Genomic DNA, 26,749 nt, shown 5'->3' with positions numbered 1-26,749 from the left:
AGGACATAGACATGTTTTATTGGCTTACGGCACTTTCAGATGGCGGCGACGTCTTCAACCTGTTCCGCTACATCACTTTCCGTGCCGGTGGCGCATTCATGACCGCGCTGATTTTCGGGTTCATCTTCGGACGGCCGCTGATCAACGTGCTGCGTCGCAAGCAGGGCAAGGGCCAGCCCATCCGCAGCGACGGGCCCGAAGGGCATTTCGTCAAGGCGGGTACCCCCACGATGGGCGGCTTGCTGATCGTGGGCGCGCTGACGGTGTCCACGCTCTTGTGGGCGCGGCTGGATAACCCCTTCGTCTGGATGGTCCTGTTTGTCACCCTGTCCTTTGCCGCCATCGGTTTTGCCGACGATTACGCCAAGGTGTCCAAGCAGACAACGTCCGGCGTGTCGGGCAAGGTGCGTATCCTGCTTGGGATCACCATCGCAGGCATCGCGGCCTATTGGGCGGCGCAGTATCACCCTGATGATTTGACCAACCAGCTTGCTGTGCCGATCTTCAAGGACACATTGATCAACCTCGGCCTGCTGTTCGTCCCTTTCGCAGTGATCGTGATCGTGGGCTCTGCCAATGCGGTGAACCTGACCGACGGTCTGGACGGGCTGGCCATCATGCCCGTGATGATCGCGGCAGGCACTTTCGGGGTCATCGCCTATGCGGTCGGTCGCGTCGATTTCACACAATATCTGGACGTGCATTACGTCCCCGACACCGGCGAATTGCTGATCTTCACCATGGGTCTGATCGGCGGCGGCCTTGGCTTTCTGTGGTACAACGCACCGCCTGCCGCCGTGTTCATGGGTGACACCGGATCGCTGGCCTTGGGCGGCGCGCTGGGGGCCATTGCCGTGGCCACCAAGCACGAGATCGTGCTGGCCATCGTCGGCGGCCTCTTCGTCGTCGAGGCTTTGTCGGTCATCATTCAGGTCTTGTACTTCAAGCGCACCGGCAAACGGGTGTTCCTGATGGCCCCGATCCACCACCATTACGAAAAGCAAGGCTGGTCCGAACCGCAGATCGTGATCCGTTTCTGGATCATCGCACTGATCCTCGCGATGATCGGTCTGGCCACGCTGAAGGTGCGCTGATCCGATGATCCCCGTACGCGGATATGAAGGTGCGACGGTCGCGGTCCTTGGCATGGGCCGGTCGGGCCGTGCGACAGCGGCGGCCTTGCAGGCCGGTGGCGCCAGCGTCGTCGTCTGGGATGACGGGCAGGCGGGGCGCGAATTGGCGGAAACCGCGGGCTATGTCCTGCGCGACCTGACCAAGACGGCGTCCTATGATGGTGTCGCGGCGCTGATCGTCAGCCCCGGCATCCCGCATCTTTATCCGGCACCTCATACCGCCATCGCCGCCGCTTGGGCGGCAGGCGTGCCGGTGGACAATGATATCGGCCTGTTCTTCAGGTCCTTCGCCACCGACGATTGGGACGGGTTCGAGACGACCCCCCGCGTCGTCGCCGTGACCGGATCAAACGGGAAATCCACTACTTCGGCGCTGATCCACCATATTCTGGCCGAGAGCGGGCGGCCTGCGCAGCTTGCGGGGAATATCGGGCGCGGCGTGCTCGACATCGAACCCGCGCGCGATGGCGAGGTTGTCGTGCTGGAGCTATCGTCCTACCAGACCGATCTGGCGCGCGCGATGACCCCCGATGTCGCGGTGCTGACCAACCTGTCGCCCGACCATCTGGACCGGCACGCAGGGCACGGCGGCTATTTCGCTGCCAAACGGCGGCTGTTCGCCGAAGGTGGGCCTGACCGCGCGGTGATCGGTGTCGACGAAAACGAAGGTCGGTATCTGGCGAACCAATTGTCCGAAGGCGCGGGCGACGACCGTGTGCTGCTGGTCTCTTCGGGGCAAAAGCTGACCGAAGCCGCGTGGTCGGTTTTCGCGCGCAAGGGGTTCTTGTCGGAATACCGGCACGGGCGGCAGGTCGGGTCGATCGACCTGCGCCCGATCGCGGGCCTGCCGGGGGCGCATAACCACCAGAATGCCTGTGCGGCCTATGCCGTCTGCCGCACGCTCGGGTTAGGTCCCCGCACGATCGAGGCGGCGGTGCATTCCTACCCCGGCCTGCCGCACCGCAGCCAGCTGGTCGCCGAACGGGACGGCGTGCATTTCGTCAACGACAGCAAGGCCACGAATGTCGACAGCGCGGCCAAGGCGCTGCAAGCCTTCCCGCGCATCCGCTGGATCTGCGGTGGATTGCAGAAAGAAGGCGGGCTCGATGCGCTCTTGCCGCATCTGTCCCATGTCGCCAAGGCCTATGTCATCGGGCGGGAGGCGGCGGATTTCGCCCGCCAATTGCCGGGCATTCCCGCCGAGGTCTGCACCACGATGGCCCGCGCCGTGGCGCTTGCCGCGTCAGAGGCAGACCCCGGTGATGTCGTCCTGCTGGCACCGGCGGCGGCGTCATTCGACCAATACGACAATTTCGAACAGCGCGGCGCGGATTTCATCGGCTGTGTGATGGCGGAAATTTCGGGGACATCCGCATAAATCGCAGATCTGGCAACGGAATGTTTACGACTGACGTGTAGGTGTCGGATCAGCGTATCCACAACCGCAGGTTTGCCCGCATGCTCGAAACAATCGACCAGGTTCTCAAGAAATTCGACCTTGATCGCGACAGCGTCAGGGCTGCGGGCGCACTGGCGATGCCGCTCATGGATCAGGTGCTTGACCATTTCTACAGTTTCGCCACCTCGGATTCGGACAGCATGCGGTTCTTTCCCGATCAGGCGATGATGAACCATGCGCGGCACGAACAGAAACGGCACTGGGAACTGCTTTTTGCGGGGCGTTTCGACGAGACCTACCTGACATCGGCCGACCGTCTGGGGCGGGTCCATTTCAAGATACAATTGCCGTTCCTGCTGTATCTGTCCGGCTACAGCCATGCGACATCACAGATTCAGACCCTTCTGCTGAAGAATGCGCGCGGCTTGACCGGCGCTGCGCGGCGGGCGCGGGTCGGACGTGAGCTGCCGCTGCTGACCCGGGCCTTCGGGTTGGACATGCATTATGTCATCAGGGCCTATTTTTCTGCCCAGATGGAAGAACAGAACCTTGCCTTCACTCATATCCAGGATGGCATGGCCCGGATGGCGGCCCGCGACTTGTCGCGTCCCGTACCGGGACCGGACAGCAGCAACTATCCTGCGCGATATGACGGTATCCGGGAATCGTTGAATGCCCTGATGACGACGTTTCGCGGGTTGCTGGAACAGATCCAGACGACCAGCGCCGGCATCAATCAGCACGCGCAGGAAATGACCCTCGCGGCAGAGGATTTGTCGCGCAGGACCGAAACGCAAGCTGCGACACTGGAACAGACCGCCGCCGCCGTCGAAGAGATCACGGTGACGGTGAAATCATCCGCCGCCGCCACGCGGGAAACGGATCAGGTCGTGGCACAGGCCCAGCACAATGCCGAACGGGGCAACGACGTGGTGCAGCAAAGCGTCCAGATGATGCGCGACATCGCCGTGGCCTCGGCGCAGATCGCGGAGATCGTGACCGTGATCGACGATATGGCGTTCCAGACGAACCTGCTGGCGTTGAACGCCGGGGTCGAGGCCGCGCGCGCGGGTGATGCAGGCCGTGGCTTTGCCGTCGTCGCATCCGAAGTGCGCAACCTCGCCCAACGGGCGTCGGATTCCGCCAAGGAAATCAAGAACCTGATCCGCAAAAGCACGGATCTTGTCGATCATGGCGTGCAATTGGCCGATCAGGCGGGCGATGCGCTGGGCAGCATCGTGACAGAGGTTGGCCGCGCGACCGTGCTGATGTCGCAAGTGGCCAATTCATCGCAGGAACAATCGACCGGGTTGAGCGAAATCGCAACCGGCGTCGCCCAGCTTGATCAGGTGACGCAGCACAATGCGGCGATGGCCGAGGAGACGGTGGCGGCGATCACTTCGATGCAGCAATCCGCGCACGCATTGACGCAGCTTGTGAATGAATTCGTGCTCACCGACATCAAACAGGGACGCACGGTCCATCCACCCGTCGCGCGTGTCGCCTGACCCGGCCCTGCGCACGGCGCAATGGCCGCGTTAGGTGGGACCTGACCCACCTTACCCTTGCCTGATCGCCTGTCCCGCCGCCGAGCCGGACGACCAGGCCCATTGGAAATTGTATCCGCCCAGCCAGCCGGTCACATCCACGCATTCACCTATGCAATAAAGCCCCGGCACGGTCTTGGCCGCCAATGTCTGCGACGACAGGGCGGATGTGTCGACACCGCCCAAGGTGACTTCGGCGGTGCGGTATCCTTCGGACCCGGACGGTGTGACCTGCCAGTCCCGCAGCGCATCGCAAAGGGCGGCAAGACGCGCGTCGCCCTGGTCGGCCATCGTGCCCAGCAGATTGAAGCCGTCCTTGAGGTAATCAACCAACCGGGCGGGCAGATATTGCGACAGGATCGTCGTCAGGGCCTTGCGTCCGTCGCTGTGCCGGTGCTGCTGCAACGCAGCCAGAAGATCTGTGCCGGGCGTCAGGTTGATGCTGATCGGATCGCCTTCGCACCAATAGGATGAGGCCTGCAGCACGGCCGGACCCGACAGCCCGCGATGAGTGAAAAGCAGGGCTTCGTCGAATCCCGTGCCATGCGCCGTCACGCGTGCAGGGGTCGCCACACCGGCCAGCGGCCTGAACCTGTCATCCGAAAAGGTCAGCGGCACTAGTCCGGGGCGGGGTGTCACGACGGGCAGGCCAAAACCTGCGGCCACCTGATAGGCGAAGCCGGTCGCGCCCATCTTCGGAATGGATTTGCCGCCGCTGGCCAGCACCAGATTGCGGGCCGCGACGGTGATTTCGCGGCCGTCGCGTGTCAGTCTGGCCGTGAATTCCGTGCCGGCATGGCTGATCTCGCCGACATGCGTGTCCAGCCACAGATCAGCGCCCGCGCGTGCCATCTCGGCCCGAAGCAAGGCGACGATATCCTTGGCCGATGTGTCGCAGAAGAGCTGCCCCAGCGTTTTCTCATGCCAGGGAATGCGATGCGCATCGACCAGGGCGATGAAATCCCACTGCGTATAGCGCCCCAGTGCCGATTTGGCGAAATGCCTGTTCTGGCTGATGAAATTGTCGGCGCTGGTATGCAGGTTGGTGAAATTGCAGCGCCCGCCCCCAGAGATGCGGATCTTCTCGCCAGGCGCACGCGCGTGGTCGACGACCAGCGCGCCCGGTCCCGCATGGGCCGCGCACATCATGCCTGCGGCACCTGCGCCGATGATCAGGGTCTCCACTTTCATGGCACGCGATGTGGCGTGGATCAGCGGCGGGCGCAAGGGCGCAGATTTCCAGTGGAATCGCGTGGCAAGCCGGTCTATGCTGTGCCGAGACCCGGAAAACGGGCGATTGAGGCAAATTTGGCGGTGATCCATGACGGAAATGGTCTATGGGGCGGTTCCGGTACAATCCGGCGACCCGGTTCTTCCACGGTGGTGGCGGACGATTGATAAATGGACGTTGTCCTGCGTCATGATCCTCTTCGGGATCGGTCTGCTGCTGGGGTTCGCCGCATCACCACCGCTCGCGGCGAAAAACGGGCTGGAGCCGTTTCACTATGTGATCCGCCAGACCGTGTTCGGCGGTGCGGCCATCATGGCGATGATCGTCGTGTCGATGATGTCGCCGACAATGGTGCGCAGGTTGGCGATTCTGGGGTTTTTCGCGGCTTTCCTGTCGCTTTTGCTGCTGCCGTTCTTTGGCACCGATTTCGGCAAGGGCGCAACGCGCTGGTATTCGTTGGGGTTTGCCTCGGTGCAGCCGTCCGAGTTTCTCAAGCCTGGCTTCATCGTCATGACAGCCTGGCTGCTGGCCGCCGCAACCCAGCTGGGCGGCCCGCCCGGCAAGCTCTATTCCTTCGTGCTGACCATGGTGATCACGACGTTGCTGGCGTTGCAGCCTGATTTCGGGCAGGCCGCGCTGATCATGTTCGCCTGGGGTGTCATGTATTTCGTGGCAGGCGCACCCATGACCTTGCTGATCGGTCTTGCCGTCGCCGTGTTTTTTGCAGGGACACTATTCTACGCCAATTCCGAGCATTTCGCCCGGCGTATCGACGGGTTCCTGTCGCCTGACGTGGACCCGACGACGCAGCTTGGCTTTGCCACCAACGCGATCCGCGAAGGCGGGTTTTTCGGCGTTGGCGTGGGCGAGGGACAGGTGAAATGGTCGTTGCCGGATGCGCATACCGATTTCATCATCGCCGTCGCTGCCGAGGAATACGGGCTGATCTGCGTGCTGGTGATCATCACGCTTTACACGACCATCGTCGTCGGCTCGCTTCTGCGGCTGATGAAGGAACGTGACCCGTTCATCCGGCTGGCGGGCACCGGTCTTGCCTGCATCTTTGGTGCGCAGGCGATGATCAACATGGGCGTGGCCGTGCGCCTGCTGCCCGCCAAGGGGATGACGCTGCCTTTCGTGTCCTATGGCGGGTCATCGCTGATTGCGGGTGGCATCGCGATCGGGATGCTCTTGGCCTTTACCCGGTCGCGTCCGCAGGGCGAGATCGGCGATATCCTGCTGCGCCGGGCCAACCGATGACCGCGCCGCTGTTGATCATCGCAGCGGGCGGCACGGGCGGGCATATGTTCCCCGCGCAGGCCTTGGCCGAGGCGATGCTGGCCCGTGGCTGGCGTGTGAAACTGTCCACCGATGCGCGCGGCGCGCGCTATACGGGCGGCTTTCCCGATGCGGTCGAGGTTGCGACCGTGGGTAGCGCTACTTTCGCGCGCGGCGGTCTGGCGCAGAAACTGGCGGTGCCGTTCCGCATCGCCGGTGGCATCGCGGCTGCGAAATGGCGGATGCTGCGTGACCGGCCTGCGGTTGTCGTGGGCTTTGGCGGGTATCCTGCCATTCCAGCGATGACAGCCGCCTGGGCCTTGCGGGTGCCGCGCATGATCCATGAACAAAACGGCGTGCTGGGGCGCGTGAACCAGATTTTCGCGCGGCGCGTCGATCAGGTCGCCTGTGGGACATGGCCGACCGACCTGCCTGTGGGTGTCACCGGCATCCACACGGGCAATCCGGTGCGTGCGGCGGTGCTGGACCGCGCGGGTGCGCCTTACATCCCGCCGGGGGATTACCCGATGGCGCTTTTGGTGCTGGGCGGATCGCAAGGCGCGCGGATCATGTCCGATGTCGTGCCTGCCGCCATCGCCGCCTTGCCGGATCATCTGCGCGGCAATATCCGCGTCAGCCATCAGGCCCGCGCCGAGGATATGGACCGTGTCGCGGCCTTCTATGCCGAGGCGGGCATTTCCGCCGATGTGCAGACCTTTTTTGCCGATGTCCCCGCCCGGATGAGCGAGGCGCAGCTTGTGATTTCCCGCTCTGGCGCGTCCACGGTGGCCGATGTCAGCGTGATCGGGCGGCCCGCGATCTGGGTGCCTTTCGCGGCGGCCGTGCGTGACGAACAGACCGCCAATGCCCGCCAATTGGTCGAGGCGGGGGCGGCATTGATGATGACCGAGGCGCAGTTCGACGCACCCAACCTGACGATGGCGTTGCAGAACCTTCTGTCCGATGACGCAATGGCCGCCGATATGGCGACCAAGGCGGTCGCCTGCAGCGTGCCGGACGCCACGGACCGGCTTGTGCAATTGGTTGAAAATCTGGCAGAGGCGCGCAAAAGATGATGGATGGAACCCCTGTGATGAATGCTGCAACGAAACTGCCCCTTGATGTGGGCCCGATCCATTTCGTCGGTATCGGCGGCATCGGCATGTCCGGCATCGCCGAGGTGCTGCTGAACCACGGTTACCGCGTGCAGGGGTCCGACCTGAAGGCGACCAAGATCACCGACAGGCTCAAGGCGCTGGGGGCGGTGATCTTTGAAGGCCAGCGCGCCGAGAATTTGGCGGGGGCCGAGGTTGTCGTGATTTCCTCTGCGATCAAACCGGGCAATCCCGAACTCGACGCCGCGCGCGCGAACGGCCTGCCGGTGGTGCGCCGCGCGGAAATGCTCGCCGAATTGATGCGCCTGAAATCCAACGTCGCTGTCGCAGGCACGCATGGCAAGACGACGACGACCACGATGGTCGCGGCCCTGCTGGACGAAGGCGGCATCGACCCGACGGTCATCAACGGCGGGATCATCCATGCCTATGGGTCCAACGCCCGCATGGGGCAGGGCGAATGGATGGTGGTAGAGGCGGACGAGAGCGACGGCACCTTCAACCGCCTGCCTGCGACAATTGCCATCGTCACCAATATCGACCCCGAACATATGGAACATTGGGGCAGCATCGAGAACCTTCGCAAAGGGTTCTATGATTTCGTCTCCAACATCCCGTTTTACGGTCTTGCCGTCTGCTGCACCGACCACCCCGAAGTGCAGGCGCTGGTGGGCAAGATCACCGACCGCCGTGTCGTGACCTTCGGTTTCAACGCGCAGGCCGATGTGCGCGCGATCAACCTGACCTACAAGGCGGGTGTCGCGCATTTCGACATTGCCCTGCAATCCGAGGATCAGGTGATCGAAGGGTGCAGCCTGCCGATGCCCGGCGATCATAACGTGTCGAACGCCTTGGCCGCTGTCGCGGTGGCGCGGCATCTGGGCATGAAAAAGGATGAAATCCGCGCCGCCCTGGCCGGTTTCGGGGGGGTCAACCGCCGCTTTACCAAGGTGGGCGAGGTGGACGGTGTCACGATCATCGACGATTACGGCCATCATCCGGTGGAAATTGCTGCCGTACTCAAGGCCGCGCGCCAAGCCACAACAGGCCGCGTGATCGCGGTGCATCAGCCTCATCGCTTCAGCCGTCTGTCGCATCATTTTGATGAATTCTGCGCCTGCTTCAACGATGCCGATGTCGTGGGCATCTCGGAAGTTTACGCCGCAGGCGAGGACCCGATTGCAGGCGCGAGCCACGCCGATCTGGTCGCAGGCCTGATCCGCCACGGCCACAGGCATGCCCGCATCGTGAACTCCGAGGATGATCTGGAACGGCTGGTCCGCGAACAAGCCAAACCGGGCGATATGGTGGTCTGTCTGGGCGCTGGCACGATCAGCGCTTGGGCCAACGGGCTGCCCGCAAGGTTGCAGGGCTGACCCGATCATGACGGCGCGCCCATGACCCAAAGCCTGATCGCCATCAGCCTCTGGGTCGTGCTGGCGTTCGTGATGGCGGCCTTTCCATCGACCGATAACCATTGGCGGCGCGCCTATGTGCTGATTGCGATCGGTCTGCCCTTGCTGGCGTGGGTGACATGGCAGGCGGGGCCAGCGATGGGGCTTTTGGGGCTTTTCGTCGGCGGCTTGGTTCTGCGTTGGCCGTTTTTATACCTGTGGCGCTGGCTGCGCCGGGTCGGATCGCGCTGATGGGCGGTTTCGGGATCATCGCGGCGATGGCGTTCTGCGCTTTTCTGCCGTTCTTTGCGCTGGTCCGGCTGGCAAGGGCGGGCAAATTCGGGCTTGTCCTGTCAATTCTGTCGGTGCTGGGCGCTGCGGCGGTGGTCCTTTTCTATGCAACCGCCAAACCTTTTGGGATCGACCCGGTGCAGGCGATGGCGATCCTGCTATTGGGTATTGTGCCATCGGTACTGGGCGGCGGGGCAGGGGCGATCTTGGGCAAACTGCTGCGCAACCGCGATGACCGGCAGGCCGGAAAGTAGATATTGAACGTCGTTCACATCTTTGCTAAGAAACGAACAATGTTCAATATGAGGAGCGAATCATGGAACTCGAGGCTTTTGCGTTTTTCGGCGTGATGCCCGCCTGCGTGGCGGGGCTTGCTGGTTGGCTGTCGTTCTGGTGCGGGCGCAAGCGGCTGCGGTCCGGGACCATTGGCCTGATCCTCGCATTTGTGGCCCTGACGATTGCGATGCTGGTCGGGCTGGAAGGCACGAGCGGCCTTGACGGGCTGATCTACCTCGTCAGTCTTGTGCTGATCGCGGCGCCTGCCGGATTGGGCGTCATCGTCGGCGGCATCTTGGGATGGCAGCGCAAGGGCGCGGTCCCGCCCCACGCGCAGCAGGTCTGACGATACGCCAGCGGTCGGCTTTACAGGGCTGACCGTTTGCGCCTATCAGACCACCCATCAGACTGAGCGGTTGGCAGCTAAAGGAGCCCGGACCCATGCGTGATTTACCCCCCGTCCGTGGCACATTGACCCCGCAACGCCCCTTGGCCGATCTGACATGGATGCGCGTCGGCGGCCCGGCAGAGGTCTTGTTCCAGCCTGCCGATGCCGAGGATCTGGCGTCGTTTCTGGCGGCACTCGACCCATCCGTGCCGGTGTTCCCGATGGGTGTGGGCAGCAACCTGATCGTGCGCGACGGCGGGATACCGGGGATTGTCGTGCGCCTGGGGCGGGGGTTCAATAGCATTGCGATCGACTGCGGCACCGTCACGGCGGGGGCGGCGGCGCTGGATGCCCATGTCGCGCGGCGCGCGGCAGAGGCGGGGCTTGATTTGACCTTCCTGCGCACCATCCCCGGCACGATCGGGGGGGCGGTGCGGATGAACGCGGGCTGTTATGGGTCATATGTGGCCGATGTGCTGACATCGGTGCAGGTCGTCCTGCGTGACGGCACGGTGCAGGATCTGCCCGCCGCCGACCTGCATCTTGCCTATCGTCAAAGCACCTTGCCCGAAGGCGCGATCATTCTGGGCGCGACTTTTGCGCCGCCCGCAGGCGATCCCGAAGAACTCGCTGCGCGCATGGATGACCAGCTGGCCAAACGCGACGCGACCCAGCCGACCAAGGACCGCACGGCCGGATCGACCTTTCGCAATCCGGCGGGGTTTTCCTCGACTGGCCGCGCCGATGATACGCATGAATTGAAAGCCTGGGCCGTGATCGACGCTGCAGGGATGCGGGGTGCAACCCTTGGCGGGGCGGTGATGAACACGATGCACCCCAACTTTCTGACCAACGCTGGCGGGGCGACCGCCGCTGATCTGGAAGATCTGGGCGAGCTGGTGCGGAAAAAGGTTTACGATTCCCAAGGGATCACGCTAGAATGGGAAATCATGCGGGTCGGTTTGCGGCACGCGGATTAATGGTCGCAAAGACCGGCGCCCCGCACAGGGGCAAAACCAATGACGGGCCGCAAACGGCCCGCAAAAAAGGCGGTGGGTATGTCGAGCAGGGCAAACCCGAAAGTTGTTGTTCTGATGGGCGGTCCATCGGCTGAACGCGAGGTATCGCTCAGCTCTGGCCACGAATGTGCGGCGGCTTTGCGGGCAGCGGAATGTGATGTGATCGAGGTCGACGCCGGCCCCGACCTTGCCACGCGTCTGACCGAGATTGCCCCCGATGCCGTATTCAACGCCTTGCATGGCCGTTGGGGCGAGGATGGTGCCGTCCAAGGCCTGCTCGAATGGCTGCGGATACCCTATACACATTCGGGGATTCTCGCGTCCGCACTGACGCTGGACAAGGAACGCACCAAGGATATCTACCGCGCTGTCGGTCTGCCTGTCGTGGGCAGCATTCTGGCCGATGCCGATGACGTGCGCGCGCGCCACGTCATGCCGCCGCCCTATGTGGTGAAACCCTATAACGAAGGCTCCAGCGTCGGTATTTACATCGTGCATGACGCCGCCAACGGCCCGCCGCAATTGTCCGACGACATGCCCGCGCGGGTGATGGTGGAAACCTATGCCCCGGGGCGCGAATTGACGACGACGGTGATGGGCGACCGTGCGCTGACCGTGACCGATATCATCACCGATGGTTGGTATGATTACCACGCCAAATACGCCCCCGGCGGATCGCGCCATGTGGTGCCAGCGGACATTCCCGCGCAGATTTTCGACGCCTGCATGGATTATGCCCTGCGTGCGCATCGCGCCTTGGGCTGTCGCGGGATCAGCCGGACCGATTTCCGCTGGGACGAAAGCCGTGGCCTCGACGGGTTGATCCTGCTGGAAACCAACACCCAGCCCGGCATGACGCCCACCTCGCTCGCCCCGGAACAGGCGGCCAAGGTCGGGATCAGCTTTCCGGAACTCTGCCGCTGGCTGGTGGAGGATGCCTCATGCGATCGCTGATCCGCCGCCGTGCAACAGCCGATATGCCGCATGATCCGGCCCCGTCGAAATGGGGCTATCGCTATCAGCGGCTGATGCTGACGCCGGGGTTCCGCGCGGCGGTGCGGATCGGCGTGCCGATCCTGCTGATCGCGGTGATCGCCGGGTCGTGGTTTGCCAAGCCCGAGAACCGCACCATGCTGGATACGCGGATTGCGGAAACAATCCGCGGCTTTCAGGAACGCCCGCAATTCATGGTGCAATCCATGACCGTCACAGGCGCTGATGACGGGCTGATGGCCGCTGTGGTCAATCTTTTGCCTCAGGAATATCCGGTGTCGTCCTTTGCGCTCGACCTTCTCGCGATCCGTGCCGAGATCGAGGCGCTGGATGCCGTGCGGTCCGCCAGCGTCCGGGTCGGGCCGGGTGGTGCGTTGCAGGTCGATGTGACCCCGCGCGTGCCTGTCGCGCTGTGGCGCGATGGCCCCGTTCTGCATTTGATCGACACCGAGGGGGTGCAATCCGGCACGGTCATATCGCGCGGCGACCGTCCCGACCTTCCGTTGATTGCGGGTGACGGGGCGGAACAGCACATTCAGGAAGCCTTGGCGCTGTATGCGGGGGCGGGGCCCTTGCGCGACCGGGTGCGCGGGCTCGTGCGGATGGGCGAACGGCGGTGGGACATCGTGCTTGATCGCGACCAGCGGATATTGCTGCCCGGTGACGGTGCGGTTGCGGCATTCGACCGGGTGATCGTGCTGAACCTTGCGCAGGACATGCTGGAACGGGACGTGAGCATTGTGGACATGCGCAATGCCGAACGGCCGACCTTGCGGATGAACGAAGATGCCGCGGCCGCATTGCGCCGCGTGAATACAACAACAACCGGGGCGGGCAACTGATGGGCGATCTTTACGACAGTCAACGGGCGATGCGGCAGATGCGCAAGGCCGCAATGCAGCGCGGCGTGGTAGCGGTGCTTGATGTGGGCACCTCCAAGATCGCATGCCTTGTGCTGCGCTTCGACGGGCCGGAGCGGTTCCGCAGCGTCGATGGCGTCGGGTCCATGGCGGGACAATCGCAGTTTCGCGTGATCGGGGCGGCGACGACCCGTTCGCGCGGTGTCCGCTACGGCGAAGTCGATGCGATGCAGGAAACCGAACGCGCGATCCGCACGGCGGTGCAAGCGGCACAGAAAATGGCCAATGTCCGGGTCGATCACGTCATCGCCTGCCTGTCCGGCGCGCGCCCGCGGTCTTACGGTCTTGCCGGTGAACTGGACGTGTCGGGCGGCACCGTCACCGAACAGGATATCAGCCAGGTCATGGCCAATTGCGATGTGCCGGACTACGGGTCCGACCGCGAAGTGCTGCACGCCCAGCCGGTCAATTTCGCGCTCGACAACCGTTCCGGCCTTGCCGATCCGCGCGGGCAGATGGGCAATAGGCTGACCACCGACATGCACATGCTGACGGTCGATGCCGCCGCGATCCAGAACATCTTTTACTGTATCAAACGCTGCGATCTCGAACTCGCGGGGCTGGCATCCTCCGCCTATGTCTCGGGCATGTCCACGCTGGTCGAGGATGAACAGGAACTGGGTGCGGCCTGCGTCGATCTGGGCGGCGGGTCCACCGGCATTTCGGTCTTTATGAAAAAGCACATGATCTATGCGGATTCGGTGCGCATGGGCGGCGATCACGTGACCTCTGACATCTCGATGGGGTTGCAGATTCCCGCCGCCACCGCCGAGCGGATCAAGACCTTCTACGGCGGCGTCGTGGCTACCGGCATGGACGACCGCGAAATGATCGAGATCGGCGGCGATACCGGCGACTGGGAACGCGACCGCCGCACCGTCAGCCGTGCCGAACTGATCGGCATCATGCGCCCGCGGGTCGAGGAAATCCTTGAAGAAGTCCGTTTACGGCTCGACGCTGCCGGCTTCGAGCATCTGCCAAGTCAGCAGATCGTGCTGACCGGCGGTGGCAGCCAGATTCCCGGGCTTGATGGGCTTGCCAGCAAGATCCTCGGGCAGCAGGTCCGTCTCGGGCGTCCGCTGCGGGTGCAGGGTCTGCCGCAGGCCGCCATCGGCCCCGCGTTTTCGGGGGCCGTGGGCCTGTCGCTCTTTGCGGCGAACCCACAGGACGAATGGTGGGATTTCGAGATTCCCGCCGACCGTTATCCGGCGCGGTCGCTGAAACGGGCCGTCAAATGGTTCAGAGACAACTGGTGATGCGCAACATCTTGCCGATCATGCGATATCGAGCAGAAATTGCGCATTTTTCGTCAAGATTTGGTAGGCACTTTGTGTTTTTTCCGTGACCTTTCGGCATCATACCGATATGCTGAAGGATAATTGGCAGCAGTCGCCCGGTGGGACGGGCTGATATAAAAACAGGCGGACAGAGTTATGACACTGAACCTTTCCCTTCCCGGGCACGACGAACTGAAGCCGCGCATCACCGTTTTCGGCGTGGGCGGCGCTGGTGGCAACGCAGTCAACAACATGATCGAGAAACAACTCGACGGGGTTGAATTCGTGGTCGCCAACACGGATGCACAGGCGCTGCAACAATCGCGCGCCACATCGAAAATCCAGATGGGTCTGAAAGTGACCGAAGGTCTGGGTGCCGGTGCGCGCGCCAGCGTGGGCGCTGCGGCCGCCGAAGAAAGCATCGAACAGATCGTCGATCATCTGGCCGGTGCGCATATGTGTTTCATCACCGCAGGCATGGGCGGCGGCACCGGGACAGGCGCGGCCCCGATCATCGCGCAGGCTGCGCGTGAACTCGGCGTGCTGACCGTGGGCGTCGTGACCAAGCCTTTCCAGTTCGAAGGCGGCAAGCGGATGCGCCAGGCCGACGATGGTATCGAGGCGCTGCAAAAGGTCGTCGATACGCTGATCATCATCCCCAACCAGAACCTGTTCCGTCTGGCGAATGAAAACACGACATTCACCGAAGCCTTCGCGCTGGCGGACGACGTGCTGTATCAAGGCGTCAAGGGCGTGACCGACCTGATGGTCCGTCCGGGCCTGATCAACCTCGACTTTGCGGACGTGCGCGCCGTAATGGACGAGATGGGCAAGGCCATGATGGGCACCGGCGAGGCCGAGGGCGAAAACCGCGCCATCCAGGCCGCCGAAAAGGCCATCGCGAACCCGCTGCTGGACGAAATCAGCCTCGAAGGCGCGCGCGGTGTGTTGATCAACATCACCGGCGGCTATGACCTGACGCTGTTCGAACTGGACGAGGCTGCCAACAAGATCCGCGAAAAGGTCGATCCCGAGGCGAATATCATCGTCGGCTCCACGCTGGACACCAGCATGGAAGGCCGGATGCGCGTGTCCGTCGTCGCCACCGGCATCGACGCCAAGGTCAAACGCGCCGAGGATGCGACACCGCGCCGGTCGATGTCCGCGCCACTGCCGCAGGCCCATCAGGCCCCCGCAGCGCCAGCGCCAGCACCGGCGCCCGCGCCTGTTGCTGCCGAACGCGTCGTCGCCCAAGCCCCGGCCCGCACAGAGCCAAGCCTGTTCGAGGATTTCGAAGAGGATCACACCCCAGCATTCGAGCCACGCCGCGAAGCGCCTGCTGCCCAGACACGCGCTGCAGACGACCTGCCGCCGCCTGCCTACACGCCGCGCCCCGAACCGACGCTGTCGGATGCGGACACCTTCGTCGCACCGCGCGCGCCCGCGCCCGGCACCCCGTCGCCAGAGGCGCTGGCCCGTCTCCAAGCCGCCGTCAACCGCGCGCCGAAACCCGCCGAACAGCAGCGCCCCGCACCACGTGCAGCAGAGCCGGAAAAGACGCGTTTCGGGATCAATTCCTTGATCAACCGCATGACAGGTGCGCAGGCCGAGGCGCCCGCGCCGCAGCCATCGCGTTCGCAACCGCAGGTCACCGCTTTGCGGCCTGACCAAGAGGCGGAGGGCGATCAGGATCGAATCGAAATCCCGGCTTTCCTGCGCCGTCAGGCGAACTGATCCCGACACAGGTTGCGACAACGCGCCAGTGACATTGACACCAAAGGCCGCAGCGATGCGGCCTTTGGCATTTATATCAATGGGATAAGCGAATATTTTGTTTTTGAAACATGATGTTTCAGTCCGTCGCAAAGAGTGAATTGAGCATGCTGCACCTGCACACTACCTAAGGAGAAGAAAATCTCTCATGGCGAAGTTGGCTCTCTCTCGTGCAGAACAGCGTAAAATCTCCAATCGTCTTCGAAGGTGTCGGCCTGCACACAGGCGCGCCAGTGCGGGTCGTTGTCCGTCCGGCGCAGGCGGGTGCGGGTATCGCCTTCCGGCGCGTCGATCTGCCAGGGACGCCTGTCATCGCTGCGCTGTGGCAGAATGTCATCGTCTCGCCGCTGAATACACGGCTGGCAAATGCGGATGGTGTGTCGGTTTCGACGATCGAACATCTGATGGCCGCGCTGTCCGGTTGCGGCGTGCATAACGCGTTGATCGACATCGACGCGGCCGAAGTCCCGATCCTTGACGGCAGTGCAGCAGCCTTTGTGCGCGGGATCGTCGCCACCGGATTGCAAACGGAGGCGGCGCCGCTGCACGCGATCGAGGTTCTTCGTGAGGTGACCGTCAGGCAGGGCGCTGCATCGGCATCGCTGCGCCCGGCGACCACCTTGCAGATCGACTTTTCGATTGATTTCGCTGACGTCGCGATCGGCCAGCAGCACAAGACGCTGAACATGGCGAATGGCGCTTTTGTGCGCGAATTATGTGACAGCCGGACCTTCTGCCGGTCCTCGGATGTCGCCACGATGCGGTCGCAGGGGCTTGCCTTGGGTGGTACCGTTGACAACGCCGTCGTTGTCGATGGCGACAAGATCCTGACACCGGGCGGCCTGCGGCACCCTGACGAAGCCGTGCGGCACAAGATGCTTGATGCGCTGGGCGATCTTTACACCGCTGGTGCACCGATCCTTGGCCGCTACACCGGGTCGCGGGCGGGTCACGCGATGACCAACATGCTGTTGCGCGCGCTGTTCGCACAGCCCGATGCCTGGCGTATGGTGCGTTGCGACAGCAATATCGCGGCCCGTTTGCCGGGCGTCGGTGTCAGCCAGGCCGATCTGGTCGCAGTCGCCTGACACGGGTTGTCGCCGTGTTGATCGCACAAAGATCAAAAGGCATTTTGCCCCCGAATTTTGTATGCTAGACCCGTCCGGAACCGCAGCGCGCCGCGTGCTGTGCGGCGGCAGTCAGGCAAGAGGACAGCAGACGTGACAAGCAACATGAAAAACAAACGCGTTTTGGGCGCGGTTGCCGCCCTGATGTTGCTGGTGGCTTGCGGCGGCGGGGGCAGCAATGTCCCACTGGAAGACCTGAGTGCGCAGCAGATTTTCGAATTGGGTGAACGCCAGATTGAAGCGGGCAACCCCGATGACGCCGCCTTTACCTTTGGCGAGATCGAACGCCTTTATCCCTATTCCGAATTCGCGCAGCGCGCGCTGATCATGCAGGCGTTCGCCTATCACCGCGACCGCGACTATCCCAACAGCCGCGCCGCAGCGCAGCGTTTCCTTGATTTTTATCCTGCCGAACAGGATGCGCCCTATGCGGCCTATCTGCTGGCTTTGTCCTATTATGACCAGATTTCCGATATCGGCCGCGATCAGGGGCTGACCTTTCAGGCGCTGCAATCCTTGCGCAATGTGATCGAAACCTATCCCGACAGCGAATATGCCGCTGCATCCGTGGCGAAATTCGATCTGGCCTTTGACCAGCTTGCCGCCAAGGAAATGGAAATCGGGCGCTATTACCTCAAGCGCGCGAATTACGCCGCGGCCGCCAATCGTTTCCGCACCGTGGTCGAGGATTTCCAGACCACGACCCACACCCCCGAGGCTTTGCACCGTCTGGTGGAAGCCTATCTGTCGCTGGGTCTGACTGAGGAAGCCCAGACCGCAGGTGCGATCCTTGGCTACAACTACCAGTCCAGCGAATGGTATGAGGCAAGCTTTGCCTTACTGACCGGGCGCGGCCTTGCCGCAGAGCCTTTGGGCGACAATTGGCTGGCGTCGATCTATCGGCAGGTGGTACGGGGTGAGTGGCTCTAACCAAGGCGGGGTTGCCCCCGCCCTTCGGGGTGCGACATGCTGCGCGGCTTAGACATCAGGGACATGCTGATCATCGACAGGCTGGAATTGTCCTTCCAGCCTGGACTGAACGTGTTGACCGGCGAAACCGGCGCGGGCAAATCCATCCTGCTCGATTCCCTTGGCTTTGTTCTGGGTTGGCGCGGGCGGGCCGAGCTGGTCCGGCAAGGCGCGGATCAGGGCGAAGTGACAGCATGGTTCGACCTGTCCGCCGACCATCCGGCCCGCACGATCCTGCAAGACGCGGGGCTAGAGGTGGAGGACGAGTTGATCCTGCGCCGTATCAATACCCGTGACGGGCGCAAGACGGCTTGGGTGAACGACCGCCGCGTCAGCGGCGATGTGCTGCGTGCGCTGTCCGAAACACTGGTTGAATTGCACGGCCAGCATGATGACCGCGGCCTCTTGAACCCGCGTGGCCACCGCCAGATGCTTGATGTTTTTGCCGGTGTCGATCTGGAACTGGTTGCGACGCAAACAGCGTGGCGCGCGCTGGCGGCCGCGCGCAAGGCGCTTGCCGCAGCCGAGGCCAAGGTTGCCGAAACCCGTGCCGAAGAAGATTACCTGCGCCACGCCGTCGCCGAACTTGACGCGCTGTCGCCCGAGGCGGGCGAAGAAGCGACGCTCGACGCACAGCGCCGCTTGATGCAGGGCGCCGAAAAGATCCGCACTGACATCGCCCGCGCGCATGAGGCGCTGGGCCTGCAAGGCGCCGAAGGGTTGATCAATGACGCATCGCGCTGGCTGCAAGGGGCAGCCGACAAGGCCGAAGGCCAGCTTGACACGGCCCTTGCCGCCATCGAGGCGATGATGCTGTCGCTTTACGATGCCCAACGCGGGATCGAATCCTGTCTGGACGCGCTGTCGTTCGATCCTTTTGCGTTGGAGGAGACCGAAGAGCGCCTGTTCGCTATTCGTGGATTGGCGCGCAAACATGACGTGCTGCCCGATGATCTGCGCGGCTTTGCCGATGACCTGCGCGGGCGGCTTGCGGTACTGGATGGATCGTCCGACAGCCTGAAGGCATTGTCCGATCACCTGCATGCGGCGCAGGCCACCTATAATGCGGCCGCGTCCGGCCTGCGTGCCAAACGGCAGGCGGCGGCGCGCAAGCTGGACCTTGCGATGGCGGAAGAACTTGCACCGCTCAAGATGGAACGTGCTGTTTTCACGACTGAAATCACCGATGCAGATCCCGGCCCGGACGGTATCGACGCGGTGGCCTTTACAGTGGCGACCAATCCCGGCGCGCCGACCGGGCCGATCAACAAGATCGCTTCGGGCGGCGAACTCAGCCGGTTTCTTTTGGCTTTGAAGGTCTGTCTGACCCAAGGGGCTGACGGGCTTACGATGATCTTTGACGAAATCGACCGTGGCATCGGCGGGGCGACCGCGGATGCGGTAGGCCGGCGTCTGGCGGAATTGGCAAAGGGCGGGCAGGTGCTGGTCGTGACCCATTCACCGCAGGTCGCAGCCTTGGGCGGCCATCATTGGCGCGTCGAAAAACACCAACATGCGGATGAGACATTGTCGACGGTCGTGCCACTCGATGCCGGTGCGCGGATCGACGAGATCGCGCGGATGCTGTCGGGCGACACCGTCACAGAAGCGGCGCGCGAAGCGGCCAAGGCCCTGATAAAGGCCTGAAAAATTAGGGGCAGCGCCGCCGACACGTTGCCGCGCCCGCTACACCACCCCTAGACAACACGGGTTACCCTACCCACTCTTTCACTTTTGCCACCCCGGCCACTCACCTCCGGGATGGGCAAATCCGATCTTTTTGGTAAACGGCCGCAAACGCCCGCTTCCTTAACTCTTGTCAGCCCGGCCACAAAACCAGTCTTTCCAAGTTCACCATCAAACAACACAAGAGCAACGCTCTGAAGAAGAATGTAACAATTCTGTGCAGGGCAAGGCAACCTATACGAAAGTATAGACCGGGCCACTGACGTTTCCGATGTCTCTGTGACAGCCGTGGCGCATTCGGGGCTTGGACCTGCATCATCGCCAAGTTATCAACGCGGATAGACGCAACAACCGACCGGACGGCGGAACATTAAAGACAGCGGGCAGCATATGCGCACACCAGTCAAATCGACCCTTGACCAAGGTGTCGCCCATGTTCGGCTTGTGTGTCGGGACGCCCTGCATGTGATGAAAACGCATGGGCCGAACCAGATCCAGTTCTGGTTCATCGCGCTGGCGATCGGCATTGCGGCAGGTGGCGCGGCGGTGTTGTTCCGGCTTGGCATTTCGGTGCTGCAATCCAGTGTCTACGGCACCGATGATTTTCTCAAGCTGCATAGCTTTGCTGCCGATCTTGCGTGGTATCACGTGCTGGCCGTGCCAATTTGCGGCGGATTGGTCGTCGGTTTGATCCTGCATCGTTTCACCGATGACGGCCGTGTGCGATCCGTCGCTGACGTCATAGAAGGGGCGGCGCTTGCCAGTGGCCGGGTCGAGGTACGGCGGGGGCTGGCGTCGGCTGTTGCGTCGCTCATCACGCTGTCCACCGGCGGGTCGAGCGGGCGCGAAGGCCCGGTGGTCCATCTGGCCGCCGTGCTGTCCACCATTGTCTGCCGCTGGATCAAGGCGAACGGGATTACCGGGCGCGACCTGCTTGGCTGTGCCGTCGCGGCTGCTGTCTCCGCCAGTTTCAATGCGCCGATCGCGGGTGCCTTGTTCGCGCTCGAGGTGATCTTGCGGCACTTTGCTGTCCATGCCTTCGCGCCGATTGTCATCGCTTCGGCGGTCGGCACGGTGATCAACCGCCTGGTGTTCGGCGATGTGGCGGAATTCGTCCTGCCCGTGCAGAACGCGCTGGGGTTCTATGTCGAGCTTCCCGCCTTTTTGCTGCTGGGGCTGGTCTGCGGGCTTGTCGCGGTTGTGCTGATGAAGTCGATCTTCTGGGCCGATGATCTGGCGAATTTCGGGCAATCCATCCTGCGTCTGCCACGCTATCTGCGGCCGGCGGTTGCCGGGGCCTTGTTGGGCGGGCTGGCAATCTGGTTTCCCCATATCATCGGGGTCGGCTATGAAACCACGACCGCGGCATTGACCGGATCGCTCTTGCTGCACGAAGCGATTGTCTTTGTGGCAATCAAGGTCCTTGCCGTGGCGATCACCATCGGTGGGCGGATGGGCGGTGGCGTGTTTTCACCATCCTTGATGATCGGGGCGCTGACCGGCCTCGCCTATGGCCTGATCGCGACATCGGTGTTTCCCAACGTGTCGGGCGAAGGGTCGCTTTACGCGCTGGCAGGCATGGGCGCTGTCGCCGCTGCCGTGCTGGGGGCGCCGATTTCCACGACGCTGATCGTGTTCGAACTGACAGGCGACTGGCAGACGGGGCTGGCGGTGATGGTCGCCGTGTCACTGTCCACCGCACTTGCCTCGCGGTTGGTGGACAGGTCGTTCTTTCTGACCCAGCTGGAACGCCGCGGCGTGCATCTGGCGGCAGGACCCCAAGCCTATCTGCTCGCCACGATCCCTGTCGTGACCCATCTGCGTGACGCCCCTGAAGAGGCCTGTTGGGCTTTGGTCCAACAGGGGCTGTATCTTGACCGGATTGCGACGCTGGAACAGGCGATGCCACTTTTCGACCGGAGCGGAGAGGCATTTCTGCCGGTCCTGTCCCTGGGCGGCGAAGCGGACACGCCCGAATTGCTGGGTGCGCTATATCAGGTCGATGCCCTGCGCGCGATGAACCGCGCCCTGTCGGACACCGCCGCCGAGGAACATTCCTAGACTTCCTCGACCGCAACCTTGCTGGTGTAGAACGCAAGGTATCCCTTGATCTCCGCGACGGCAGGTTTGGGGTCCTCATAGGACCAGACGGCATCCTTGATCAGCCCGCTTTTCGCCGCGATCCCGTAATAGGAAGCGCTGCCCTTGTGCGGGCAGGTCGATGTGGTGTCCGACGGTTCCAGAAACGCCATGGCGATATCGGCGCGTGGAAAATAGATCACGGGCGGATAATCGCCCTCGGTCAGTTCCAGCGCATCGGTGGATTCGCCCAGAACGGCGCCACCGGCGCGCACGACCCATGTGCCGGTCGCAGGGCGAATTGTGATGTGATCAGACATGAAAGGTCCTTCGGGGCAAGAATTTCGGGTTACAAAGGCGCGCAGGCCGCGACCAGCCAGTCTTTGGTTGGCGGGTCAAGGCGTGGGCCGACACGCACCAATGTATCGGCATGATAGCGATCAATCCAGTCCCGTTCTGCGCCCGTCAACAGATCGCTGTCGATCAGGCGGCGGTCGAATGGCACATGCGTCAGCGTCTCGAAGGCCAGCATGTCGCGCGCATCGGCACCGGGCAGGGGTTGCGCCTTGACCGTGACGATCAGGTTCTCGATCCGGATGCCGAAAGCGCCGGGACGGTAATAGCCAGGCTCGTTCGACAGGATCATCCCTTCCTGCAAGGCAACCTCGGACCGGCGGGAAATTCCCTGTGGACCTTCATGCACGCTCAGGTAGCTGCCCACGCCATGGCCCGTACCGTGGTCATAATCCATCCCCGCCAGCCACAAAGGCGCGCGCGCCAGCGCATCCAGATGCTGCCCGCCCACGCCACGCGGAAACCGGATGCGGCTGACCGCGATCATCCCCTGCAACACACGGGTGTAACAGGCACGGTGCGTCGCGGTCGGCGTGCCGATGGCGATGGTGCGGGTGATATCGGTCGTGCCGTCCTGATACTGCCCGCCGGAATCCACCAGCAGCAATTCGTTCTGCCCCAGACTACGATTGCTCGCCTCGCTCACGCGGTAATGCACGATGACACCGTTGGGGCCGGACCCGCAGATCGTCTCGAAACTGATGTCGCGCAGCGCGTTGGTCTCGCGCCGGAACCCTTCCAGCGCGCGCACAACGTCGATTTCGGTGAGACTGCCGTGGGGGGCGGTGGCATCAAGCCAGGCCAGAAACCGCACCATCGCCACAGCGTCGCGGTCGTGCGCGGCACGCGCGCCCGCGATCTCGGTCGCGTTCTTGCAGGCCTTGGGCAGGATGCAAGGGTCAGGCGCATGCACGACCTGCGCCCCCGCCAGCGTGCTGGCCACCAGATCGGGGCAGGTCTTGGGGTCGATCTGCACCGCGCCGGTCATGCCCTGCAAGACAGGCAGGAAATCTACGACATCGCGCAGGGTCACATCGGGGCCCAGATGGTCCACGATCCCGTCCGCCTTGCCCGCACCCGCAAACAGGGTCACCGCCCCCGTGCGGTGCAGAATGGCAAAGCCCTGCGGCACCGGATTGCGGGGAATGTCGCTGCCACGGATATTCAAAAGCCACGCGATGGAGTCAGGCAAGGTCAGCACGCAGGCATCAGCGCTGAGCGCCTGCGCCAGCCGCGCGCGTTTCGCGGCGTGATCTTCCCCCGCAAGATCCAGCGGTTGCACCGTGAACGGCGCATCCGGCGGGGCAGGTTGGTCCTGCCAGATCCGGTCCACCAGATTGTCCACGGCCCGCAGCTCCCACGCGGGCAGCGCTGCGCGCAGCTTTGCGATCTCGTCCACCGTGTGCAGCCACGCGTCATAGCCCAGCACGCCACCCGCAGGGCGCGCGGCCTTCAGCCAGTCGGCCAGTTGCACCTCGGGCCAATGCACGGGCGTGTAGCACTCTGCCACCTCTGATAAAACCTGCACACGGTAGCGCCCGTCGATGAACACGCCCGCGCGGTCCTGCAACGCCACGCAAAACCCTGCCGACCCCGAAAACCCCGTCAGCCAACGCAGCCGCGCATCGCGCGCCGCCACATATTCCCCCTGATGGGCATCGGCGCGCGGCACAAGAAAAGCATCCACACCCGCGGCCAGCATCTGTGCCCGCAGATCGGCTAGCCGCACTGGCCCCTGATCTGGGCTCGATTGCGCATCAAAACTCTGGAACATCGCGCCCCCACTTCTTTTTTCCAAAAATACTCTCGCCGAAGGCCTCCGGTTCGCCAGAACCGGATCAGCCGACCTTGCGCATCCCCAAGACGCGCGCCCTTTTGCGCGGATCATTGTCGAACAGGCTGGCAAGCTGTTCTGTCATCGCCCCCGCCAGTTGCTCGACATCGGTGATGGTGACCGCGCGTTCGTAATAGCGCGTCACGTCATGGCCGATCCCGATCGCGACAAGCTCGACTGCGCGGCGGCGTTCGATCATCGCGATCACGTCGCGCAGGTGCTTTTCCAGATAATTGGCGGGGTTCACCGACAAAGTGCTGTCATCGACCGGCGCACCGTCGGAAATTACCATCAGCACCTTGCGCTGTTCGTGTCGCGCGGTGATCCGGCGGTGCGCCCATTCCAGCGCCTCGCCGTCGATGTTTTCCTTCAGCAACCCTTCTTTCATCATCAGCCCAAGGTTGGGCCGCGTCCGCCGCCACGGCGCATCGGCGGATTTATAGATGATATGGCGCAGGTCGTTCAGGCGGCCGGGTGTGGCGGGGCGGCCATCGGCCAGCCATTTCTCGCGGCTTTGGCCGCCTTTCCACGCCTTGGTCGTGAACCCGAGGATTTCGACCTTCACGTCGCAGCGTTCCAGCGTGCGCGCCATCACATCCGCACAGATCGCGGCAATGGAGATCGGCCGACCCCGCATGGAGCCGGAATTGTCCAACAGAAGCGTCACCACCGTGTCGCGGAAATCGGTGTCTTTCTCGACCTTGAAGCTCAGCGGCGTGGTGGGCGAGGCCACAACCCGCGCCAACCTTCCTGCATCCAGAATGCCTTCCTCGCGGTCAAACTCCCACGACCGGTTCTGCTGCGCCTGCAAGCGGCGTTGCAGCTTGTTGGCAAGCCGCGACACAGCGCCTTTCAGCGGCTCAAGCTGCTGGTCCAGATAGGCACGCAAGCGGTCCAGCTCCACAGGTTCGGCCAGATCCTGTGCGCCGATTTCCTCGTCGAACGCGGTATAGGCGACCCTGTAATCGGGGTCGGCGTCCGACACGGGCGCGGGTTGGGGCGGGTCCATCGGGGCCTCGCCCTCTGGCATCTCGACTTCTTCGCCCATCTCGGCATCAGCCTGGTCATCCATGCTGACCTGCGCCTGTTTGGCGTCCTGCTGGCTTTCCTGGCTTTGTTCGGGGCTGGCTTCGGCCTCCTCGCTGTCGCCGTCATTGTCGCCGCTGCTGTCGGGTTCGTCCTGATCGTCGCTGCCGTCCTCGGCGGCCTCGTCCTGATCGTCGTCGAGCTGGTCAGGGTCGTCGCCCAGCTGGTCGCCATAGCCCAGATCGGAAATCAATTGCCGCGCGAAACGGGCGAATTCTTTCTGGTCGTTCAGCGTGGCATTGAGGTTTTCAAGCGTGCCGCCGCAATGATCCTCGATGAAGCCGCGCCACAGCTCCATGACATTATCCGCCCCCGCAGGCAGATCGCGCCCCGTCGCAAGATGCCGGATCAGATAGCCCGCCGCGACGGGCAGCGGCGCGTCAGAGGCTTGGGTGATCTGGTCATAGCCTTTGCGCTTGGCTTCGTTGCCGATCTTGGCGTCGATATTTCCGGCGGTGCCGGGCATGTATTGTGCGCCGACAGCCTCGATCCGGGCGGTTTCCATCGCATCGTACAGATCGCGCGCCATCTGGCCTTGCGGCATATAGCGCGCAGCGGTCGCGGCATCGTGGAACCTGTGGCGCAGCGCGAAACTGTCCGCCGTGCCGCGCGCCAGCAACACCTCGTCTCGGGTCATGCGGCGCGACACCTGCGGCAGGCGCATTGTCTCGGCGGTCTGACCGGAGGGATCGACCGAGAACGTCACCGACAATTCGCGGTCATCTGCCATGACCTTGGTCGCCTCGGCCAGGGCTTTCTTGAACGGATCGGCGGGATTGTCGGATGGTTTTTGCATGTCAAAGATAAACCACCGGATCAGGGCAGGGGCAAGGGGGCCTGCGCGCCTTGCGTATTTTTGCACAGACCCTGCGCCGTGGTGCCCGTAGCAACAAGACCCGTCTTGCCGCATCTAGTATCCATCGCATACCCAATTCTGGAGAGATGACATGACCACGAAACCAAAGATCGCTTTGATCATCGGATCGACCCGCGCCACCCGCTTTGCCGACAAACCCGCCGCATGGATGCTGAAACAGGCACAGGCCCGCGACGACATGGATGTCGAACTGGTCGATTTGCGCGATTTCGACCTGCCGCTGTTCGACGAGATGGCCAGCAACCTCTGGATGCCATCTTCGGACGAACGCGCCGTGAAATGGCAGCAAAAGATCGGCGAATTCGACGGCTACATCTTTGTTGTCGCTGAATACAACCGCTCGATCACCGGCGCGCTGAAGAACGCGCTGGATCAGGCCTATAACGAATGGAACCGCAAGCCGATGTCTGCCATCGCCTATGGGTCGGTCGGCGGCACACGCGCGCTGGAACACCTACGCAACATCGCCGTGGAACTGCAGATGGTGCCCGTACGCAATGCGGTCCACATCGGTGGCGGCGATTTCTTCGGCGTGCATCCGCTGGGCGCCAATGCCGAGATCGACACCATCGCCGATCACCTGATGCCTTCGGTCAACGCGACGCTGGACGATATCGTCTGGTGGGCAAACGCGACCAAAGCCGCACGCGGCTGAACGCAAAAGGTCGGGGAGAACCCCGACCTACATCACGACCGTAGGCCG

At 63.1% G+C, this 26,749-nt stretch carries 23 protein-coding genes; 19 read left to right on the top strand and 4 right to left on the bottom strand.

Annotated features, from left to right (window positions below):
- The first annotated feature begins 11 nt into the window (after positions 1 to 11).
- The 3 genes from mraY (at position 12) to H147_RS0104045 (ending at position 4,040) form a co-directional block, all read left to right on the top strand.
- Positions 12 to 1,094 carry a phospho-N-acetylmuramoyl-pentapeptide-transferase gene (gene mraY, locus H147_RS0104055; RefSeq protein ID WP_019954067.1) on the top strand — a complete coding sequence of 361 codons (1,083 nt, stop codon included), beginning with the start codon at positions 12 to 14 and terminating at the stop codon, positions 1,092 to 1,094.
- A gap of 4 nt (positions 1,095 to 1,098) precedes the next feature.
- The gene (murD, locus tag H147_RS0104050; protein WP_019954066.1) at positions 1,099 to 2,511 is read left to right on the top strand and encodes a UDP-N-acetylmuramoyl-L-alanine--D-glutamate ligase; all 1,413 of its coding nucleotides are present in this window, start codon (positions 1,099 to 1,101) and stop codon (positions 2,509 to 2,511) included.
- Between the two features lie 80 nt (positions 2,512 to 2,591).
- The gene (locus H147_RS0104045) at positions 2,592 to 4,040 is read left to right on the top strand and encodes a globin-coupled sensor protein (protein ID WP_019954065.1); all 1,449 of its coding nucleotides are present in this window, start codon (positions 2,592 to 2,594) and stop codon (positions 4,038 to 4,040) included.
- 51 nt (positions 4,041 to 4,091) lie between these two features.
- Here H147_RS0104045 and H147_RS0104040 read toward each other — a convergent pair whose 3' ends face one another.
- The gene (locus tag H147_RS0104040) at positions 4,092 to 5,270 is read right to left on the bottom strand and encodes a BaiN/RdsA family NAD(P)/FAD-dependent oxidoreductase (protein ID WP_026352237.1); all 1,179 of its coding nucleotides are present in this window, start codon (positions 5,268 to 5,270) and stop codon (positions 4,092 to 4,094) included.
- Positions 5,271 to 5,400: 130 nt separating this feature from the next.
- On the opposite strand from H147_RS0104040, the gene ftsW reads away from it, so the two are divergent.
- The 15 genes from ftsW to H147_RS0103955 all read left to right on the top strand — a co-directional run bounded on the left by ftsW (position 5,401) and on the right by H147_RS0103955 (position 21,877).
- On the top strand, positions 5,401 to 6,570 hold the full coding sequence (ftsW, locus tag H147_RS0104035) for a putative lipid II flippase FtsW (RefSeq protein ID WP_026352236.1): 1,170 nt from the start codon (positions 5,401 to 5,403) through the stop codon (positions 6,568 to 6,570).
- A complete protein-coding gene (locus tag H147_RS0104030) occupies positions 6,567 to 7,664 on the top strand; it encodes a UDP-N-acetylglucosamine--N-acetylmuramyl-(pentapeptide) pyrophosphoryl-undecaprenol N-acetylglucosamine transferase (RefSeq protein ID WP_019954062.1) in 1,098 nt (365 codons plus the stop codon). The genes ftsW and H147_RS0104030 overlap by 4 nt, the downstream gene beginning before the upstream one ends.
- A gap of 17 nt (positions 7,665 to 7,681) precedes the next feature.
- Positions 7,682 to 9,079 (top strand): UDP-N-acetylmuramate--L-alanine ligase, encoded by a 1,398-nt coding sequence (murC, locus tag H147_RS0104025; protein ID WP_026352235.1) that lies wholly within the window; start codon positions 7,682 to 7,684, stop codon positions 9,077 to 9,079.
- Between the two features lie 21 nt (positions 9,080 to 9,100).
- Positions 9,101 to 9,349, top strand: a complete 249-nt coding sequence (locus tag H147_RS0104020; RefSeq protein ID WP_019954060.1) for a DUF2484 family protein — start codon at positions 9,101 to 9,103, stop codon at positions 9,347 to 9,349.
- Positions 9,316 to 9,642, top strand: coding sequence for a hypothetical protein (locus tag H147_RS0104015; RefSeq protein ID WP_019954059.1), 327 nt, complete (start codon positions 9,316 to 9,318; stop codon positions 9,640 to 9,642). Before H147_RS0104020 ends, H147_RS0104015 begins: the two co-directional genes overlap by 34 nt.
- Before the next feature lie 62 nt (positions 9,643 to 9,704).
- Entirely contained in the window at positions 9,705 to 10,010 is a 306-nt protein-coding gene (locus H147_RS0104010; protein WP_019954058.1) for a hypothetical protein, read from the top strand.
- A 95-nt stretch (positions 10,011 to 10,105) separates the two neighbouring features.
- Positions 10,106 to 11,032 carry a UDP-N-acetylmuramate dehydrogenase gene (gene murB / locus H147_RS0104005; protein WP_026352234.1) on the top strand — a complete coding sequence of 309 codons (927 nt, stop codon included), beginning with the start codon at positions 10,106 to 10,108 and terminating at the stop codon, positions 11,030 to 11,032.
- A 114-nt stretch (positions 11,033 to 11,146) separates the two neighbouring features.
- Positions 11,147 to 12,025, top strand: a complete 879-nt coding sequence (locus H147_RS0103995; RefSeq protein ID WP_019954055.1) for a D-alanine--D-alanine ligase — start codon at positions 11,147 to 11,149, stop codon at positions 12,023 to 12,025.
- A complete protein-coding gene (locus H147_RS0103990; protein WP_019954054.1) occupies positions 12,013 to 12,906 on the top strand; it encodes a cell division protein FtsQ/DivIB in 894 nt (297 codons plus the stop codon). The genes H147_RS0103995 and H147_RS0103990 overlap by 13 nt, the downstream gene beginning before the upstream one ends.
- Positions 12,906 to 14,240, top strand: coding sequence for a cell division protein FtsA (gene ftsA / locus H147_RS0103985; RefSeq protein ID WP_026352233.1), 1,335 nt, complete (start codon positions 12,906 to 12,908; stop codon positions 14,238 to 14,240). Before H147_RS0103990 ends, ftsA begins: the two co-directional genes overlap by 1 nt.
- A gap of 177 nt (positions 14,241 to 14,417) precedes the next feature.
- Positions 14,418 to 15,995, top strand: a complete 1,578-nt coding sequence (gene ftsZ / locus H147_RS0103980; RefSeq protein WP_019954052.1) for a cell division protein FtsZ — start codon at positions 14,418 to 14,420, stop codon at positions 15,993 to 15,995.
- Positions 15,996 to 16,204: 209 nt separating this feature from the next.
- The gene (gene lpxC, locus H147_RS0103970; protein ID WP_019954050.1) at positions 16,205 to 17,122 is read left to right on the top strand and encodes a UDP-3-O-acyl-N-acetylglucosamine deacetylase; all 918 of its coding nucleotides are present in this window, start codon (positions 16,205 to 16,207) and stop codon (positions 17,120 to 17,122) included.
- A gap of 144 nt (positions 17,123 to 17,266) precedes the next feature.
- Positions 17,267 to 18,091, top strand: a complete 825-nt coding sequence (locus tag H147_RS0103965) for an outer membrane protein assembly factor BamD (RefSeq protein WP_081625821.1) — start codon at positions 17,267 to 17,269, stop codon at positions 18,089 to 18,091.
- Between the two features lie 36 nt (positions 18,092 to 18,127).
- Positions 18,128 to 19,777 (top strand): DNA repair protein RecN, encoded by a 1,650-nt coding sequence (gene recN / locus H147_RS0103960; RefSeq protein ID WP_019954048.1) that lies wholly within the window; start codon positions 18,128 to 18,130, stop codon positions 19,775 to 19,777.
- 429 nt (positions 19,778 to 20,206) lie between these two features.
- Complete coding sequence (locus tag H147_RS0103955; protein ID WP_026352232.1) at positions 20,207 to 21,877, top strand: chloride channel protein; 1,671 nt, start codon at positions 20,207 to 20,209, stop codon at positions 21,875 to 21,877.
- Here the strand turns inward: H147_RS0103955 and H147_RS0103950 are convergent.
- From H147_RS0103950 to cobT, 3 genes are all read right to left on the bottom strand, one after another.
- A complete protein-coding gene (locus tag H147_RS0103950) occupies positions 21,874 to 22,215 on the bottom strand; it encodes a DUF427 domain-containing protein (protein ID WP_019954046.1) in 342 nt (113 codons plus the stop codon). The two genes, H147_RS0103955 and H147_RS0103950, sit on opposite strands and share 4 nt — an antisense overlap.
- A gap of 29 nt (positions 22,216 to 22,244) precedes the next feature.
- Positions 22,245 to 24,023, bottom strand: coding sequence for an aminopeptidase P family protein (locus H147_RS0103945; RefSeq protein ID WP_019954045.1), 1,779 nt, complete (start codon positions 24,021 to 24,023; stop codon positions 22,245 to 22,247).
- 64 nt (positions 24,024 to 24,087) lie between these two features.
- The gene (gene cobT / locus H147_RS0103940; RefSeq protein ID WP_026352231.1) at positions 24,088 to 25,965 is read right to left on the bottom strand and encodes a cobaltochelatase subunit CobT; all 1,878 of its coding nucleotides are present in this window, start codon (positions 25,963 to 25,965) and stop codon (positions 24,088 to 24,090) included.
- A 151-nt stretch (positions 25,966 to 26,116) separates the two neighbouring features.
- Here cobT and H147_RS0103935 point away from each other — a divergent pair, with 151 nt between their 5' ends.
- Positions 26,117 to 26,701 (top strand): NADPH-dependent FMN reductase, encoded by a 585-nt coding sequence (locus H147_RS0103935; protein ID WP_019954043.1) that lies wholly within the window; start codon positions 26,117 to 26,119, stop codon positions 26,699 to 26,701.
- Positions 26,702 to 26,749: the final 48 nt, after the last annotated feature.

Origin of the sequence: Yoonia vestfoldensis DSM 16212 (genome assembly GCF_000382265.1) — a bacterium.
Lineage (GTDB): Bacteria > Pseudomonadota > Alphaproteobacteria > Rhodobacterales > Rhodobacteraceae > Yoonia > Yoonia vestfoldensis.
The sequence above is the reverse complement of the archived record's forward strand: the minus strand, read 5'-3'. Positions and strand labels throughout refer to the sequence as shown.

Bases quoted from the DNA above. Each gene is read 5' to 3' on its own strand.
- mraY (WP_019954067.1), top strand. From the start codon at position 12: ATGTTTTATTGGCTTACGGCACTTTCAGATGGCGGCGACGTCTTCAAC.
- murD (WP_019954066.1), top strand. From the start codon at position 1,099: ATGATCCCCGTACGCGGATATGAAGGTGCGACGGTCGCGGTCCTTGGC.
- H147_RS0104045 (WP_019954065.1), top strand. From the start codon at position 2,592: ATGCTCGAAACAATCGACCAGGTTCTCAAGAAATTCGACCTTGATCGC.
- H147_RS0104040 (WP_026352237.1), bottom strand. From the start codon at position 5,270: ATGAAAGTGGAGACCCTGATCATCGGCGCAGGTGCCGCAGGCATGATG.
- ftsW (WP_026352236.1), top strand. From the start codon at position 5,401: ATGACGGAAATGGTCTATGGGGCGGTTCCGGTACAATCCGGCGACCCG.
- H147_RS0104030 (WP_019954062.1), top strand. From the start codon at position 6,567: ATGACCGCGCCGCTGTTGATCATCGCAGCGGGCGGCACGGGCGGGCAT.
- murC (WP_026352235.1), top strand. From the start codon at position 7,682: ATGAATGCTGCAACGAAACTGCCCCTTGATGTGGGCCCGATCCATTTC.
- H147_RS0104020 (WP_019954060.1), top strand. From the start codon at position 9,101: ATGACCCAAAGCCTGATCGCCATCAGCCTCTGGGTCGTGCTGGCGTTC.
- H147_RS0104010 (WP_019954058.1), top strand. From the start codon at position 9,705: ATGGAACTCGAGGCTTTTGCGTTTTTCGGCGTGATGCCCGCCTGCGTG.
- murB (WP_026352234.1), top strand. From the start codon at position 10,106: ATGCGTGATTTACCCCCCGTCCGTGGCACATTGACCCCGCAACGCCCC.
- H147_RS0103995 (WP_019954055.1), top strand. From the start codon at position 11,147: ATGGGCGGTCCATCGGCTGAACGCGAGGTATCGCTCAGCTCTGGCCAC.
- H147_RS0103990 (WP_019954054.1), top strand. From the start codon at position 12,013: ATGCGATCGCTGATCCGCCGCCGTGCAACAGCCGATATGCCGCATGAT.
- ftsA (WP_026352233.1), top strand. From the start codon at position 12,906: ATGGGCGATCTTTACGACAGTCAACGGGCGATGCGGCAGATGCGCAAG.
- ftsZ (WP_019954052.1), top strand. From the start codon at position 14,418: ATGACACTGAACCTTTCCCTTCCCGGGCACGACGAACTGAAGCCGCGC.
- H147_RS0103965 (WP_081625821.1), top strand. From the start codon at position 17,267: ATGAAAAACAAACGCGTTTTGGGCGCGGTTGCCGCCCTGATGTTGCTG.
- recN (WP_019954048.1), top strand. From the start codon at position 18,128: ATGCTGCGCGGCTTAGACATCAGGGACATGCTGATCATCGACAGGCTG.
- H147_RS0103955 (WP_026352232.1), top strand. From the start codon at position 20,207: ATGCGCACACCAGTCAAATCGACCCTTGACCAAGGTGTCGCCCATGTT.
- H147_RS0103950 (WP_019954046.1), bottom strand. From the start codon at position 22,215: ATGTCTGATCACATCACAATTCGCCCTGCGACCGGCACATGGGTCGTG.
- H147_RS0103945 (WP_019954045.1), bottom strand. From the start codon at position 24,023: ATGTTCCAGAGTTTTGATGCGCAATCGAGCCCAGATCAGGGGCCAGTG.
- cobT (WP_026352231.1), bottom strand. From the start codon at position 25,965: ATGCAAAAACCATCCGACAATCCCGCCGATCCGTTCAAGAAAGCCCTG.
- H147_RS0103935 (WP_019954043.1), top strand. From the start codon at position 26,117: ATGACCACGAAACCAAAGATCGCTTTGATCATCGGATCGACCCGCGCC.